Source organism: Streptomyces sp. NBC_00344 (assembly GCF_036088315.1).
Classification (GTDB): Bacteria; Actinomycetota; Actinomycetes; order Streptomycetales; family Streptomycetaceae; genus Streptomyces.
This window is the reverse complement of the sequence record NZ_CP107996.1, coordinates 5,476,996-5,492,374: the sequence shown is the minus strand read 5'-3', so window position 1 is coordinate 5,492,374 and position 15,379 is coordinate 5,476,996. Positions and strand designations below refer to the sequence as shown.

At 70.5% G+C, this 15,379-nt stretch carries 16 protein-coding genes; 9 read left to right on the top strand and 7 right to left on the bottom strand.

The features are described 5' to 3' along the window. The first annotated feature begins 38 nt into the window (after positions 1–38). Together OHS16_RS24775 and OHS16_RS24770 are read left to right on the top strand one after the other, a co-directional pair. Positions 39–881, top strand: a complete 843-nt coding sequence (locus tag OHS16_RS24775; RefSeq protein ID WP_328539453.1) for an IclR family transcriptional regulator — start codon at positions 39–41, stop codon at positions 879–881. After that, on the top strand, positions 878–1,975 hold the full coding sequence (locus OHS16_RS24770) for a serine hydrolase domain-containing protein (RefSeq protein ID WP_328539452.1): 1,098 nt from the start codon (positions 878–880) through the stop codon (positions 1,973–1,975). Before OHS16_RS24775 ends, OHS16_RS24770 begins: the two co-directional genes overlap by 4 nt. On the opposite strand, the gene OHS16_RS24765 is transcribed toward OHS16_RS24770, so the two are convergent. From OHS16_RS24765 to OHS16_RS24750, 4 genes are all read right to left on the bottom strand, one after another. After that, a complete protein-coding gene (locus OHS16_RS24765; RefSeq protein WP_328539451.1) occupies positions 1,908–2,630 on the bottom strand; it encodes a DsbA family oxidoreductase in 723 nt (240 codons plus the stop codon). The genes OHS16_RS24770 and OHS16_RS24765 overlap by 68 nt on opposite strands. An 83-nt stretch (positions 2,631–2,713) precedes the next feature. Next, entirely contained in the window at positions 2,714–3,187 is a 474-nt protein-coding gene (locus OHS16_RS24760) for a GNAT family N-acetyltransferase (RefSeq protein WP_328539450.1), read from the bottom strand. Between the two features lie 209 nt (positions 3,188–3,396). After that, the gene (locus OHS16_RS24755; protein ID WP_328539449.1) at positions 3,397–4,008 is read right to left on the bottom strand and encodes a DUF1349 domain-containing protein; all 612 of its coding nucleotides are present in this window, start codon (positions 4,006–4,008) and stop codon (positions 3,397–3,399) included. Continuing rightward, entirely contained in the window at positions 4,005–5,531 is a 1,527-nt protein-coding gene (locus OHS16_RS24750; RefSeq protein WP_328539448.1) for an aldehyde dehydrogenase (NADP(+)), read from the bottom strand. The genes OHS16_RS24755 and OHS16_RS24750 overlap by 4 nt, the downstream gene beginning before the upstream one ends. Positions 5,532–5,662: 131 nt before the next feature. On the opposite strand from OHS16_RS24750, the gene OHS16_RS24745 reads away from it, so the two are divergent. The 4 genes from OHS16_RS24745 (at position 5,663) to OHS16_RS24730 (ending at position 8,993) form a co-directional block, all read left to right on the top strand. Continuing rightward, positions 5,663–6,436, top strand: coding sequence for an IclR family transcriptional regulator (locus tag OHS16_RS24745; protein WP_328539447.1), 774 nt, complete (start codon positions 5,663–5,665; stop codon positions 6,434–6,436). Positions 6,437–6,442: 6 nt separating this feature from the next. Beyond that, positions 6,443–6,913, top strand: coding sequence for a GNAT family N-acetyltransferase (locus OHS16_RS24740; RefSeq protein WP_328539446.1), 471 nt, complete (start codon positions 6,443–6,445; stop codon positions 6,911–6,913). A 108-nt stretch (positions 6,914–7,021) separates the two neighbouring features. Beyond that, the gene (locus tag OHS16_RS24735; RefSeq protein WP_328540971.1) at positions 7,022–8,470 is read left to right on the top strand and encodes a penicillin-binding transpeptidase domain-containing protein; all 1,449 of its coding nucleotides are present in this window, start codon (positions 7,022–7,024) and stop codon (positions 8,468–8,470) included. Between the two features lie 91 nt (positions 8,471–8,561). Beyond that, on the top strand, positions 8,562–8,993 hold the full coding sequence (locus OHS16_RS24730; RefSeq protein ID WP_328539445.1) for a hypothetical protein: 432 nt from the start codon (positions 8,562–8,564) through the stop codon (positions 8,991–8,993). A gap of 116 nt (positions 8,994–9,109) precedes the next feature. On the opposite strand, the gene OHS16_RS24725 is transcribed toward OHS16_RS24730, so the two are convergent. Further along, complete coding sequence (locus OHS16_RS24725; RefSeq protein WP_443042690.1) at positions 9,110–9,901, bottom strand: HAD family acid phosphatase; 792 nt, start codon at positions 9,899–9,901, stop codon at positions 9,110–9,112. Between the two features lie 189 nt (positions 9,902–10,090). Here OHS16_RS24725 and OHS16_RS24720 point away from each other — a divergent pair, with 189 nt between their 5' ends. Continuing rightward, positions 10,091–10,870 (top strand): GNAT family N-acetyltransferase, encoded by a 780-nt coding sequence (locus tag OHS16_RS24720; protein ID WP_328539443.1) that lies wholly within the window; start codon positions 10,091–10,093, stop codon positions 10,868–10,870. Between the two features lie 240 nt (positions 10,871–11,110). Here the strand turns inward: OHS16_RS24720 and OHS16_RS24715 are convergent, their stop codons facing one another. Both OHS16_RS24715 and OHS16_RS24710 read right to left on the bottom strand, forming a co-directional pair. Then, on the bottom strand, positions 11,111–12,274 hold the full coding sequence (locus OHS16_RS24715; RefSeq protein WP_328539442.1) for a hypothetical protein: 1,164 nt from the start codon (positions 12,272–12,274) through the stop codon (positions 11,111–11,113). Further along, positions 12,271–13,278, bottom strand: a complete 1,008-nt coding sequence (locus tag OHS16_RS24710) for a 5-dehydro-4-deoxyglucarate dehydratase (protein WP_328539441.1) — start codon at positions 13,276–13,278, stop codon at positions 12,271–12,273. The genes OHS16_RS24715 and OHS16_RS24710 overlap by 4 nt, the downstream gene beginning before the upstream one ends. Positions 13,279–13,517: 239 nt before the next feature. On the opposite strand from OHS16_RS24710, the gene OHS16_RS24705 reads away from it, so the two are divergent. Then, positions 13,518–14,342, top strand: a complete 825-nt coding sequence (locus OHS16_RS24705; RefSeq protein WP_328539440.1) for an NAD-dependent epimerase/dehydratase family protein — start codon at positions 13,518–13,520, stop codon at positions 14,340–14,342. A gap of 263 nt (positions 14,343–14,605) precedes the next feature. Continuing rightward, positions 14,606–15,367: a DeoR/GlpR family DNA-binding transcription regulator gene (locus OHS16_RS24700; RefSeq protein ID WP_443042790.1), complete on the top strand. Its 762-nt coding sequence runs from the start codon at positions 14,606–14,608 to the stop codon at positions 15,365–15,367. Positions 15,368–15,379: the final 12 nt, after the last annotated feature.

The following is a 15,379-nucleotide window of genomic DNA, read 5'->3' as shown; positions in this document are numbered from 1 at the left end:
TCCGGAAGATGGAATGCGATTGGGCTAAGCTAGGCGCCATGCCGAACACGGTCAACACCCGATCGAGCGAGCAGGACCCCGGGAAGGGCCCCGTCGACAAAGCCATGGAGGTGCTCGAGGTCCTTGTCCAGGGGGGCGCGCCGCACCGCCTGGCCGAGATCGCCCGACGCACCGGCCTGTCCAAACCGACCGTCCACCGCCATCTCAGGGCGATGGCCCAGCACGGCTTCGCCGAGCCCGCGGAAGGCGGCAGCTATCGCGCGGGGCCCCGGCTCCTGGGGCTGGCAGCAGCAGCGCTGGACGCGGGTCCCGATCTCCGGCTGGTCCGCCCGGTCCTCGCCGACCTGCGCAGCCGCACGGGGCAGGTCGCCCACTACGCGGCGCGGCACGGCACCGAAGCGGTGCAGCTGGAACAGTCGGAAGCGGCCGGCGGCTATCGGATGAGCGTCCGGCCCGGCGGGCGGACGCCGCTGTACTGCAGTGCGGTGGGTCTGGCCATGCTCTCCGCGCTGCCGTCACCGGAAGTGGACGCAACTCTCGGCGACACGCCGCTCGCCACACACACCCCGCACACGCTCACCGACCCGGCAGCGCTCCGGGCGACGCTGGCCCGGGCGGCCCAGCTCGGTTACGCGGTCGACGACGAGTACCACGAACGGGATGTCCGCGCGGTGGCCGCACCGGTCCTCGACGGGGACGGGCGGCTGGTCGGCGCGGTCGGCATCTCCGGGCTGACGTTCACCCTGGATCCGGAGAGCGCCGAGCTGTTCGGTCCCATGGTGCGGGCGGCTGCCCGCACGGTATCCGCGGGCCTCGGCAGCACCGGGCCGGCGCTCGGGGTGGTCGGAAGCACCGCCGCACAGGGCGGAGAGCACACATGAGCGCCCTGGCACAGCTGCTCGTCACCGGCCGCGAGCACCGGGTGTTCTCGGGGGCCGCCTGGTCCGTCGGCACCGCCGACGGTCCGCTGGACCGGGGCTGGACGGGTACCAGGAGCTGGGACGGGCCGCCACTGGACGGCGGCGAACTGTGGGATCTCGCCTCCGTGACGAAGCCGGTGGCCGGTCTCGCGGTGATGGCCCTGGTCGAGAGCGGCGCACTCGCGCTCACCGACACCGCGGGCGACCATCTGCCCGCCTACCGGGGCGGCGACAAGGCCTCCCTGACGGTCAGTCAGCTACTGAGCCACACCTCCGGACTGCCCGGGCAGGTGGCGCTCTACCGGGACCACCCGACCCGGGCGTCGCTGCTGGAGGCAATACGTCTGCTGCCGCTGACAGCCGAGCCCGGCACCCGGGTCCAGTACTCCTCGCAGGGGTTCATCCTGCTCGGGCTGATCGCCGAGGCCGCCGCCGGCCGGCCCCTCGACGAGCTGGTGGACCGGCTGGTCTGCGCCCCTCTCGGGATGACCGGCACCGGCTTCAATCCGGATGCCGCGGGTCGCGCCCGCGCGGTGTCCACCGAGGACTGTCCGTGGCGTGGGTGCGTGGTGACCGGCGAGGTGCACGACGAGAACGCGGCCGTGATCGGCGGGGTCGGCGCCCACGCGGGCCTGTTCGCCCCGCTCGCCGACATGGAGCGGCTGGGACGCTCACTCGCGGGCGGCGGCAGCGGACTGCTGCGGCCCGCCACCTTCGCCCTGATGACAGCACCGCACACCGACGGCCTCGGGCTGCGCCGTGCTCTTGCCTGGCAGGGCCAGGACCCGGTCGGCTCGCCTGTCGGCCGGTCCTTCGGCCCCGATGCGTTCGGGCACACCGGCTTCACCGGGACCAGTATCTGGGTCGACCCGGCGCACGGCCGCTACGCCGTGCTGCTGACCAACCGGGTGCACCCGGCCAGGGACGGCGAGGGCATCGCGGCCGTGCGGCGGGCCTTCCATGACACGGCGAGCGCGCTGCCCCCGGCTATGCCCGGTGGCCGGCCTGCGGAACCTCACACCCTTCCGGGCCGCAGACCTCGCCCTCCCCACTGATCGTCGCCAACCGGGGCTTGGCGTCCCACGCCTGGCCGAGCGCCTGCGCGAAGACCTCGACGGGCTGCGCTCCCGAGACGCCGAACGCCCTGTCCAGCACGTAGAACGGCACCCCGTTGGCCCCCAGCTCGGCCGCCTCCCGCTCGTCCGCCCGTACGTCGTCGGCATAGGCGGCCGGGTCGGCGAGCACCTCGCGGGCCGCCGCCGCGTCGAGCCCCGCTTCGGCGGCCAGCTCCACCAGCCGCTCGTCGCCCTCGAAGACGGACTGCTCGTCGGCGAAGTTGGCGCGGTAGAGGAGGCCGATCAGCTCGTCCTGACGCCCCTGCTCCCTGGCGAAGTGCAGCAGTCGGTGCATGTCGAAGGTGTTCCCGTGGTCCCGCCCCTCGGTGCGGTAGGCCAGCCCCTCGGCCCCGGCGTTGGCCCCGATGTTGTTCTCCGCGTCCTGGGCCTGCTGCGGGGTGAGACCGTACTTCTTGCCGAGCATGTCGAGAACCGGTGCGGAGTCGCCCTTCGCCCGTCCCGGGTCGAGTTCGAAGGACCGGTGCACCACCTCGACCCGGTCACGGTGCGGAAAGCCGGCGAGCGCCTTCTCGAAGCGGGCCTTCCCCACGTAGCACCACGGGCAGGCGATGTCGCTCCAGATCTCGACGCGCATGTTCTTCACTCCAGGGTCGTACGGCACGGTTGCACGGCGCAGACAACCACCTGCGCATCCGGTCAACAGGGCAGCGCTCCCGGTCATTCCCCGGGCGGGGGGACCTCAAGCCGCATCCGCAGATGGGCGCTGCCCGGTGCGCGCACCGTGCCGTGGTCCTGCTGCCAGCCGCGCCGGGAGTAGAACCTCTGCGCGCGCGGATTGTGCTCGTACACCTCCAGGTGTGCGGCGCGGACGCCCGACCGCTGCCAGGCCGCGACCACAGCCGAGTGCAGTGCGCCGCCCGTCCCCCGGTTCCACCGGGCGGGCTCGACATGGAACTGCGTGAGGGTCATCCCGCCGTCGATGATCCGGAACGCCGCCACCCCGGTCACCACCCCCTCGTCCTCGGCGCAGAGCACTCCGCCGTCGTCCCTGGCGATCGCCCGTATCCAGCCTTGCCGCACGCTGTCGAGTACTTCCGCTCCCGCGTACTCCGCCACCGGAATCCGACCGGCGTAGTAGGTGGCGCGGGCTGCTGCGTGGAGAGCGGCGATGGTGTCGACATCTGAGGGCACGGAATGACGGATCATGATCTGGTGGACGCGGCGGACTCCCGGCCGGTTGCGGGCCCGGCAGGTGCTCGGCGAGACACTTCGGCCCGACCCGGCGGCCGGCCCGCGCCCGACGGTGGTTCACCCGGTCCGCCGTGCGGCGGTGATTCGCTTACGGTGCCCGGGAGTCGCGCCCGGAGACGGCAGTGGACCATCTCCGGGCCACATCGCGTTCAGCTCCCGTCCCGCATCCCCTTGGGCCCGTACTTCCGGTACACCACCGAGTCGAACGACACGGCGCACCCGTCCGCCTCGGGGGACTGCGCCAGGAAACCGACCGACGCGGCTGCCGCGACAGCGGCGTCACCCAGGGCGAACACCCGGACGAACGTCCAGCGATCCCCGTCCGCCGAAGCGTGGAAGGCGAACGCCTTCCCCGTACGGCTGATCCGCAGCCAGACGCTGTCCCCCTCCACCACCGAGGAGTTGACGTCGTCGGAGTACCCGCGCGTCACCACGGAACAGACCGTCGGCGTGTCGGGGGAGAGCTCGAAGCAGAGCTTGGCCCACTCCCGGTCGCCGACGTGCAGGTACAGGGCACCCGCGTCGCCGGGGCCGGTGAAGCCGGCCGTCACCCGTGCGATCAGCTGGAAGTCGCCGGCCGGCGGCGTCCCGAGCAGCCGTGGTGCGTCCGACACGGGATCGAGCAGGTCGCCCGACGGCGGCACGAACCGGTCCTGCCGGGGTCCCGCGGTGACCGAGAGCACCCCGGCGTCGTACGACCAGGATGCCGGGGGGCCGTACGGACGCAGGGCGAAAGGCAGCTCGGGGAGGAGTTCGGTCACTCCGGAAGACCGTTGACACGGCGGGGCAGATCCAGCGGATTGGCCTCGCGCAGCTCCGGCGGAAGCAGTGCTTCCGGGGTCGTCTGATAGGCGACCGGGCGCAGCCAGCGCTCGATCGCGGTACCGCCGACCGACGTGGACGTGGAGGTGGTGGCCGGGTAGGGGCCACCGTGGTGCTGCGCGGGGGCCACGGCGACACCGGTCGGCCACCCGTTGACCAGGACCCGGCCTGCGAGCGGGGTGAGCTCGGCGATGAGTGCGGAAGCTCCGCCCTCACCCGCGGCCTCGGCCGTGGAGACCTGAAGGGTCGCCGTGAGGTTGCCGGGCAGACGGGAGAGCACCGCGGCGATCTCATCGGTGGAGCCGTAGCGCGCGACGACCGTCACCGGGCCGAAGCACTCCTCGAGCAGCAGATCGTGCTCGCCGTCCGAGGCGAGCAGCGCGGCGGGCAGGGTCAGGAAGCCCGCGCTCACCGTGTGCTCACCGCCCGCGCCGGGGGTGACCGGGGCGTCGACCCCGGGCAGGGCCGCCCTTTCCTTCACACCGGCCAGGAAGTTGTCCCGCATCCGGTGGTCCAGCAGGACCCCGGCCTCGCTGTCGCTGACGGCGGCGGTCAGCGACTTGACGAAGGCATCGCCCGAGGGGCCGGCAGGGGCAAGCACGAAGCCGGGCTTCACACAGAACTGACCGACACCCAGGGTGATGGAACCGGCCAGACCGGCACCGATCTGCTCGCCGCGTTCCGCCGCGGCGGCCTCGGTCACCACAACCGGGTTGAGCGAGCCGAGCTCGCCGTGGAAGGGGATCGGCACCGGTCGCGCGGCGGCGGCGTCGAAGAGGGCGCGGCCGCCGCGTACCGACCCGGTGAAGCCCGCCGCGGCGACCAGCGGGTGCTTCACCAGAGCGACACCGGCTTCGAAGCCGTGCACGACAGAGATCACGTCGGCGGTCAGTCCCACCTGCTCGGCCGCCCTGCGCAGCACCGACGCGCACAGCTCGGAGGTGGCCGGGTGGTCGGGGTGCGCCTTGACGACGACCGGGCAGCCGGCCGCGAGAGCGCTCGCCGTGTCGCCGCCGGGAACGGAGAAGGCCAGCGGGAAGTTGCTCGCCGCGTACACCGCGACGACGCCGAGCGGCACCTTGTAGCGGCGCAGGTCCGGACGCGGCGGAGTCGCGCCCGCGTCCGGGTGGTCGATGCGGATGTCGAGGAAGGAGCCCTCCTCCACGACATCGGCGAAGGCGCGGAACTGTGCGGTGGTCCTGGCGAGTTCACCGGTGAGCCGGCCGGGGCCGAGGGCGGTCTCCGCGTCGGCGGCCTCGATGACATGAGGGCCGGCCGCGTCGAGCAGGTCGGCGGCGGCCCGCAGCAGGGCGACGCGTACCGTACGGTCGGCGAGCGCGCCGCGTACGGCGTGGGCCGCTCGGACTGCCTGGTCCACCTCCGCGGACGTGGCTTCCACCGCAACCTCTTCGCGCTGCTTCCCGGTTCGGGGGTCGACACTCCAGACTGGTGCTGCTGCCACCGCGAACGTCCTTCCAGATCTACTGCCGCACATCAGGGTTTGTTCGGTATTCTGAACGAAGTTCCTGATGATGAATTTCCTCGGGAACTCTAATAACGCGTGTTCAGTATTGACAAGAGGGGCAAGGTCGAATGTCGACTGCCGAGACAGCAGGTGGGGCGCAGGTCAAGTCCGCGGTGCGCACGGTCGAACTGCTCGAGTACTTCGCCGGGCGGCCGGGCATGCACTCGCTGGCGGCCGTGCAGGAGGCGGTCGGCTACCCGAAATCCAGCCTCTACATGCTGCTGCGCACCCTGGTGGAACTGGGCTGGGTGGAGACGGACGCCACCGGCACCCGGTACGGCATCGGGGTCCGCGCCCTGCTGGTGGGGACGTCGTACATCGACGGCGACGAGGTCGTGGCCGCCGCCCGCGCGACACTGGACCGGCTCTCCGACGACACCACGGAGACCATTCACCTGGCCCGGCTCGACGGCACCAATGTGGTCTATCTCGCCACCCGTCAGTCGCAGCACTATCTGCGCCCCTTCACTCGGGTCGGCCGCCGGCTGCCCGCCCACTCCACCTCGCTGGGCAAGGCGCTGCTCGCCACCCACAGCGACGAACAGGTGCGCAAGATGCTGCCGGAGACCCTGCCGCAGCTCACCGAGCACACCATCACCGACCGCGAGAAGCTCATCGGCGAACTCCGTCTGATCCGCGAGCAGGGATACTCCGTGGACCGCGAGGAGAACACCCTCGGGCTGCGCTGCTTCGGTGTCGCGATCCCGTACCGCACCCCCGCGCGCGATGCGATCAGCTGCTCGGTGCCGGTGGCCAGACTCACCCCCGGGCATGAGCAGATGGTCAAGGACGCGCTCTTCGACGCCCGCGACCGGCTGACCCTCGCCACCCGGAGGCTCTGAAACACCGTGGCCATCACTCTGCGCGAGGTCGAGGACACCGATCTGCCGCTCATCTTCGGGCACATGAGCGACCCCGAGTCCAACCGGATCGCTGCCTTCACCGCCGACGACCCAACGGACCGGGCGTACTTCGACGCCCACTGGGAGCGGATCCGCGCCTCGGATGCCGTGATCCGCACCGTGCTCCTCGACGGTGCGGTCGTCGGGCACACCGCCGTGTACGGGCCTCCGGAGCAGCGCGAGGTCACCTACTTCATCGACCGTGCCCACTGGGGCAGAGGTGTGGCGACCGCGGCTCTGCGCGCACTGCTCGGCGAGGTGTCCACCCGGCCCCTGCACGCCAGGGCCGCCGCCGACAACACGGGGTCGGTCCGGGTCCTGGAGAAGTGCGGCTTCGTGATCACCGGCCGGGACCGGGGCTTCGCGAACGCCCGGCGCGCCGAGACGGACGAGGTGCTGCTCACCCTGGCGGGCTGAGCCAGGTCATCGCCGTTCGGCGGGGACGGATCGCCGCCGGGATGAGAGAACACTGAGAAACCACGGAAGATGGAACGGCGCACCGTGCGCCGCTCGTCCTCCTATGGGATGAACAAGACAATCAGGTATGCCTCGGCCTTCAGCCTGCTTCTGATCCTCGCTCTGCTGCTGCGGGTGACCTGGGTGCAGGCGTTCGAGAACCAGGCCCTCGCGGACAACAAGAACAACCGGCGCAATGCCATCGAGCAGTACGCCCAACCGCTCGGGAACATCGTCGTGGGCGGTTCCGCCGTCACCTCGTCGAAGCGGACGGACAGCGGCGACCTCGCCTACCGGCGTACCTACACCGACGGTGACCTGTACTCGGCCGTCACCGGATACAGCTCGCAGGCGTACGGGTCGACCCAGCTCGAAGGCATCTACCGCGATGTGCTCGACGGCACCGACAACCGGCTGCGGAATCCGGTCGACACGATCACCGGCAAGCAGACCGCTCCCGGCGACGTGCTGACGACCATCGATCCCGCCGTACAGAAGGCGGGATACAAGGCGCTCGGCAACAAGAAGGGCGCGGCCGTCGCGATCGATCCGAAGAGCGGGAAGATCCTGGGGATGGTCTCCACGCCGGCCTACGACCCGTCGAGGATCAGCGGTACGACGGACGGCGCCGCCTGGAAAACGCTGACCGGCTCCGATGCCCAGCCGATGCTCAACCGGGCGCTGCGCCAGCCGCTGCCGCCCGGTTCGACCTTCAAACTGGTCGTGGCCGCCGCGGCGCTCGAGGCGGGACTCTTCTCGTCGGTCGACGAGAAGACGGACAGCCCGAACCCGTACCGCCTGCCGGGCACGGCCACGGATCTGCGCAACGAGAACGCGTCGGCGCCCTGCGAGGACGCGAACCTGCGCACGGCACTGCAGTACTCCTGCAACAACGTCTTCGCGAAGCTGGCCGTCGAACTGGGCCAGGACAAGGTCAGGGCGATGGCCGAGAAGTTCGGCTTCAACGACTCCGGGCGGGATGTACCGGTGCGGGCTTCGGCGAGCGTCTATCCGTCGGGTATGGACAAGGCCCAGACGGCGCTGACCGGGATCGGCCAGTTCGATGTGACGGCAACCCCGCTCCAGATGGCGATGGTGTCGTCGGCCATCGCCAACGACGGTGTGCTGACCGACCCCCATATGGTGTCCAGGGTGACGGACGGGGACGGCAAGACCCTCCGCTCCTACGACGACGCCTCGTCACGGCGCATCGTCTCGTCGGGTACCGCCGCCCAGCTGCGCAGCGCGATGGTCACGGTGGTCGAGGACGGCACCGGGTCCAATGCCCGGGTCAGCGGCGCCGAAGTGGGCGGAAAGACCGGCACAGCGCAGCACGGCGAGCACAACAGCAAGGCGCCCTACGCCTGGTTCACCTCGTACGCGAAGGACTCGTCGACAGGCAAGGAGGTGGCGGTCGCGGTGCTCGTCGAGGACTCGGACGCCGCGCGGTCCGAGGTCAGCGGCAACGGTCTCGCGGCGCCGGTCGCCCAGCGGATGATGGCCGCCGCCCTGAAGTAACAGGGCGCCCCACCCACCGGACCGGTCCCAACCGCCGCCGGGAGCAGCGCTGTTCGACCCGTCCCCCGCGCCCGTCGCATAGGGTGCCGCCATGGCGATACGACTGCCCCGTTCCCCGGCGGGCTGGACCATGGCCGTCTTCGGTGTGCTCGCCCTGACCCTGGGGGTGGTCGGCCTTGTCTCGCCCGACACCTTGTTGCGGATCATGGGCTTCCGGTCGGTGGCGCCCGGCCGGCGGCCGGATTCCGACTACACGCGCACTTTCGTCACGGCCTCGTCCATGGCCGCGGTCAACATGGGTGTGTACTACGCACTGGCCGCCGCGGCCGACTGGAAGGCCTTCTTCCGCTGGACGGTGCCCTTCCGGCTGCTCACCTTCGCCGTGTTCACCACGGCGGTGATCACCGGCCGCGCCCCGTCGGGATTCCTCGGTGTGGGCCTGTGGGAGGGTGCGGGCGCGGTGGCCACGGGTGCGGCACTCCGGTACGAGAAGGTCACCGCCCGCCGACCGGCGCATACCTGAACGAGCTTCGCCCGCCCGCCGGTTGGACGGTCCACTGGTGCCGGTGGCTGCGCCGCCGGAGGAGTGCGGTTGGACCCGCTGCACTCCCCCGGCGGCGGCTGAGGTCCTGCGGCAGGTCAGGGCAGGAAGTACATCGGGTTGGGGATCTTGTACGTGGTGTCGGCGTAGCCGCCGTTCAGGTCGGAGTACTGGTCCCCGAAGTTGGCGACGATGGTGTAGCCGAGCGACTCGATGTGCTTCCTGGTCCCCGCCTTGAACTGGACCGTGGTGCAGGTCCAGGTCGGCGTACCGCAGCTCAGGTACGACGGGACGTGGGTCTTGTCCTTGAGGTAGAAGTGCGCGCCGTCCACCGGGACGTCATAGCCGGCCCTGGTGAGGTTGAGGGCCGAAGCGGTGCGCTGCGACTCGTCGCGACCTGTCAGGAAGAAGACCGCGACGCCCTTGTCGGCGGCGTAGTTCACGACACCGGGCATCCCGAAGACGGCGATCGACGACGCGCTCTGCACATAGGCGTTGAAGGCTGTCGCGTTGTAGGCGAAGCCGTTCTTCTTCTCCCAGTCGTAGGTCAGCAGGCTGGTGTCGTCCACATCGAGCACGATGGCGGGCCTGGCTCCGTGGTGATGACGCGCGGCTTCGGCTATGCGGCGCTTGGCCTTCGCCTCGATGCCGCTGACCTGCTTGGCGTAGTTGCTGGTCGGCGACGCCTGGTAGTTCCCCGACGCATCGGGCGTACCGCCGTAGTAGGCGTTGATGCGGTCTTCGACCTGGGTGATGTTCGGGATGTCCTTGTCGGTCCGCGGGACCGAGTTGTCGGCGGTGGCGGCGCCGATGCCGTAGAGGGCGCTGCCCGCGGCGGCAAGTGCGACCGCACAGGCGGAGATTCGGGTGGCTCTGGAGGGCATGCTCATCTGCTCCGGTTCTGGAGTGCTGACGGAGGGGACGGAGGACGGTGACCTGCGGAGGCGACCGCCGGTGACGACGGATACCAGGTCACTGGTTGTCTACGCGCATCACATGCGTCGCACAAGGCTCTTTACGGATCCGTTGCGGTGGATATCCGGTTGCGACTGATCACGCCGCTCTGCTGAGCTGGCCCGGTGGATGGTGAAGCGGTTCTCAAGACCTTCGACCGGCAACTGCGCCGGGATGCGCCGCCGGACGGCCCCGGGGCCCGGATCGAGCGCGTCGGCGACGTGGTGCGACAGACCGCCGCTGACGGCGCGGGCTGGAACGGTGTCCTCTGGTCGGATCTCGACGAGACGTCCGCGGATCCGGCGATCGCGGAACAGATGCGTCATTTCGCCGCGCTGAAGCGCGAGTTCGAGTGGAAGCTGTACACGCACGACCGCCCCGCCGACCTCGGGGACCGGCTCCGGGCAGCGGGGTTCACACCCGAACCCCCGGAGGCCCTGATGATTGCCGAGGTCGAGGACCTGCCGACACGGATCGTGCTGCCCGACGGGGTCAGGCTGCTTCCGGTGACCGACGCCGCCGGTGTGGACCTGATGACGCGTGCCCACGACGAGGCCTTCGGTACGGACGGCTCGAGGATCCACCATCAGGTACTGGCCCGGTTGAGAGACGCTCCGGAGTCGATGGCCGCGGTCGTCGCCATGGCCGGGGACGTGCCGGTGTGCGCGGCCAGGATCGAGTTCCCTCCCGGCTCCGGCTTCGCCAGTCTCTGGGGCGGCGGGACGGCCCCGGCATGGCGGGGCCGGGGAATCTACCGCGCTCTGATCGCCCATCGGGCCCGGATCGCTGCCGAGCGCGGCTACCGCTGGTTGCAGGTGGACGCGTCCGACGCCAGCCGCCCGATCCTGGAGCGTCTCGGTTTCGCCAGGCTCACCACCACCGTTCCCTACGTGAGCGGGCCCTGAGCCGCGGCGGCCAAGGCCGCGCACCGCCCCCGGCCAAGGCAGCCGAACGATCCCCCTTCCCTCACTCAGCTGCCACGCCGACCTGGTGAAACGTCAAACAGGACGGGCACTGCGGGACCGCAACGCGGGTCTGTATCCGGCAGCGACGATCCTCAATTCCTTCGGCACCAGCGCACGTACTGCTCGCGCTGACAGCCGCGGCGGGACCGACTGCCGCCGTCGTCCTGGCCCGCCGGTACGTCAGGTCAGCGCGTCCCGTACGGACCTGAGGTCGGCGTCCGATGCCAGCCCCGCGTGGTAGAGGCGCAGTTCGTTGGCACCGAGTCCGGCGGCGCGGGCCGCGTCGTCGGCCAGCGCGGCCGGGCTGCCGCCCATCGCGGACACGACGGTGAGGTTCGCCGCGATCACCGTCCCGGGCCCGCGGTGCTCGGCGAAGGGGGCGAGCAGGGCGGGATCGCCCGTACACGGCACGACCACGCCGTCCGCGACCGTGAGGATGTGGGCGGGGTCGACGCCGGCGTTGGCTCCGCAGTGGTAGGCGACAGGGTCGGCGTGCAACAGCACCTGGAAGCCGGGCGGGGCAGCGGACCGCACCGCCGCGACCGTCTGTTCCTGCAGACTGCGAGCGGTCCTGGTGCGCCAGTCGAGGGTGACCCGGGCGATGTCCGCGCCGAGCAGCTTCTCGATCGCCGCCCAGCCGGAGCCCGAATCCCCGGCGTACCAGGCCGGCTCCAGCGCCCGGCGTACCGCCGCCTTCAACTCCCCTGCTTCCAGGCCGAGGTTCCGGTAGCCGTCGGCACAGGAGGGGCAGAAGCAGAGCGACATCAGATACTGGCCCGCGTCCCCGAGCGGCACACCGGCGATCTTGTCATGGGCGTGCAGATGGGCGAGTCCGTACCAGCCGAGCGACTCCAGTTCGGCGCCGCCGGTCCCGGGCCGGGTCGCGGCCTCTGCCGCGAGGCCGGTCAGATAGGCACGGGTGGCGGGCTGTGCGATACAGGGCGCCCACGGATAGCGGTCGCCGTAGGCATTGACCACCGATGTGGCCGGATGCTCGGCGCCGAGCCGGGAGTTGTGCGCGAGCACCACCCAGCTGTGGACCTCGAGCCCGGCCTCGGCGAGAGCCGCCGCCGCCTCGCCGTAGGGGTCGGCGGACGGCGCCCAGGCACCGGCCGGCCAGGGGCGCAGCTCCTGGCCGGCCCACCGCTCGTCGGATGCCGGATAGAGGACCGACGCATGAGCCGCTGTGACGATCCGGTGGCCGGGGTGGCGTGGCGTGAGCGCCCGGGTGGAGTGGTAGGCCGAGGCGAGGGTGACCTGCTGGACTCCGAGGTCCGCGATGCGGGCCGCCGCGTCGGGGTCCCCGACGACATCCCAGGGATAGACGAATGCCGAGGTCTTCATACCGATTCCCCCGGCTCCGCGGCGTTTGCCGATGGCGGAGAGGCCGATGGGTCCTGGGTGGCCGGAGTGTCCCGGCCGTCGGACAGCACCGCACGACCGCGCTCGATGATCTCGGTGAGTTCCTTGATATGGGCGGCCGTCGGCTCGCTGAGCGGCGCACGGACCTCGCCGACGTCCAGCCCGCCGAGCCGTACACCCGCCTTGACCAGGGACACCGCATAGCCGCGGCCCTGGTCACGCAGTTCGACCAGCGGCCGGTAGAAGCCGTCGAGCAGACGGTTTACCAGGCCGTCGTCACCGGAGCGCAGCGCCCGGAAGAAGGCCAGCGCGATGTCGGGCGCGAAGCAGAAGACCGCCGACGAGTAGAGCGTCACACCGATGGCGCGGTAGGCGGGGCAGGTGAGTTCGGCAGTGGGCAGCCCGTTGAAGTAGAGGAAGTCCCGGCCGGGGAGTTCGGTGCGTACCGCGCTGACGATGCGCTGCAGCAGGTCGATGTCGCCGTGCCCGTCCTTGAGACCGATGATCCCGTCCACCTGGGCGAGCCGCACAACGGTTTCCGGGGTGAACACCGCGTTGTCGCGCTGGTAGACGATGAGGTCGAGCGGGGTGGCCGCGGCCAGCGCCGCGTAGTGGCGGAGCAGCCCGTCCTGGTCGGCGGCCACGAGATAGGGCGGCATGGCGAGCAGCCCGTCCGCGCCGGCCTCCTCGGCGAGCTTGGCGTACTGGACGGCGAGCGCGGTCCCGTACCCGGCGCCGGCGACGACCGGGACCCGGCCCGCGCTCTCCTCGACCGCGGCGGCGACGAGTGCGCCGAACTCCTCCGGTGCGAGAGCGTGGAATTCACCCGTGCCACAGCAGGCGAAGACCGCAGCCGCGCCTGAGTCGATGCCCCGGCGCACATGTACGCGGAAGGCGTCGAGATCGATGGCACCGTCAGGCCCGTACGCGGTTACGGGGAAGAACAGCAGGCCATCGAGTCGGCCGGCGAGCGGGGCTGAGGACACGGGCGCTCCCTGAGTCATCCAGTTGTGCACAGTTCTGATCAGTGTCTATATTTCTGAACATCATCACGCTAGGCCAGCAGGACGGGCCGGTCAAGACGAGAAACACCGGAACGGAGGCGGAATCCGGCGCTCCGCAGGACACTTGACGGGGCTTCGCGAGGCTCCTTACGTTGTCCATGCATGTGAATATTGTCCATGGACGCATCCGATCTGCTGATCCATCGAGGAGAGACCCGCCGATGCCCGCTCCCCGCACCATCCTGCTCACCGGAGCCGCCGGAGGCCTCGGCACCCTGATGCGGGGGCTGCTGCCCGCGTACGGATACGAGCTGCGTCTGTTCGACGTCATCCCGATCGAAGGCGAGCCGACGGCCGTCACCGCGGATCTGGCCGACAGGGAAGCGCTGCGGGAGGCTGTGCGGGGCGTCGATGCGATCATCCACCTGGCCGGCATCTCCCTGGAATCAACCTTCGACAAAATCCTCCGGGCCAATATCGAAGGCACGTACAACCTCTACGAGGCGGCGCGCGAGGAGGGTGTCCAGCGGATCGTCTTCGCCTCCTCCAACCACGCGGTGGGCTACACCCCGAGCCCGGAGGGCGATGTCCCGCTGGATTCCAACGCGCTGATCCCGATCGACACCCCGCGCCGTCCCGACACCTACTACGGCCTCTCGAAGTGCTTCGGCGAGGACCTGGCCCAGCTCTACTGGGACAAGTTCGGCCAGGAGACGGTGTCCGTCAGGATCGGCTCCTGCTTCATGGAACCGGCCTCGGTACGGATGCTCTCGGTCTGGATGAGCCCCGGCGACGGCGCGCGTCTCTTCCACGCGGCGCTCACCGCCGATGATGTCGGGCACTCGGTGGTCTACGGCTCGTCCGCCAACACCAGGCTCTGGTGGGACCTCTCATCGGCGCGGGCACTTGGTTACGAGCCGCAGGACGACTCGGAGCAGTACGCCGAGAAGCTCATCGCCGAGCACGGTGAACTCGACCCGGACGACCCCGCCCAGTCGCACGTCGGCGGCCCCTTCCTCACCGACCCGCCCATCTGGCCCTACTGACAGACACCCCGGCGCGCGGCACCGCGCGCCGCCCCAGCACCTCACGAGCAGGGATACGGGCACCGAACGGGCCCGTCCGGTACGCCGGACGGGCCTTCGTCATGCCCGGACGGGCAGGGGCGCCCAGGTCGTACCCGCATGACGCCCTGCGGAAGCGGGCACAAACGGGCAGGACCGAGCCCGTTCCTGCCCTGTTCACGCCAGGCAGCCGACGGTAGACATCTCCCCACAGCACGTGGGAACGGTGAGGAGGACGCGTGGCAGTGAGCGCGGAGCAACGACAGCGGGAGATCGTCCTGGCCGCCAGACGGTCGGGTTCGGTCGATGTCGCGGAGCTGTCCGCGCAGCTCGGCGTCGCCAAGGAGACCGTACGCCGAGACCTGCGGGCGCTGGAGGACCACGGTCTGGTCCGGCGTACGCACGGCGGGGCCTACCCGGTCGAGAGCGCCGGTTTCGAGACGACGCTCGACTTCCGCACCACCATGCACGTCCCCGAGAAACGCCGGATCGCCGCGGCCGCTGCCCAGCTGGTCGGTGACGCGGAAACGGTCTTCGTCGACGAGGGGTTCACCCCTCAGCTGATCGCCGAGGCGCTGCCGCACGACCGTCCGCTCACGGTGGTCACCGCATCGCTGCAGACGGCGAGTGCACTGGCCGCCGCCGAGAAGACATCGGTCTTGCTCCTCGGCGGCCGGCTGCGGTCCGGCACCATGGCCACCGTCGATCACTGGGCGACCCGGATGCTGTCCGGCTTCGTCATCGATCTGGCGTTCATCGGTGCCAACGGCATCTCCCGCGAACACGGACTCACCACCCCCGACCCGGCGGTCGGCGAGGTCAAGGCACAGGCCGTCAGAGCCGCCAGGCGCCGGGTGTTCGTGGGCAATCACACCAAGTTCGGCGCCGCCAGCTTCTGCCGGTTCGCCGAGGTCACCGACTTCGAGTCGATCGTCACCAGCACGCTGCTTCCCTCGTCGGAGGCACACCGCTACTCCCTGCTGGGCCCGCAGGTCATCCGCGTCTGAGCCCGACCACCC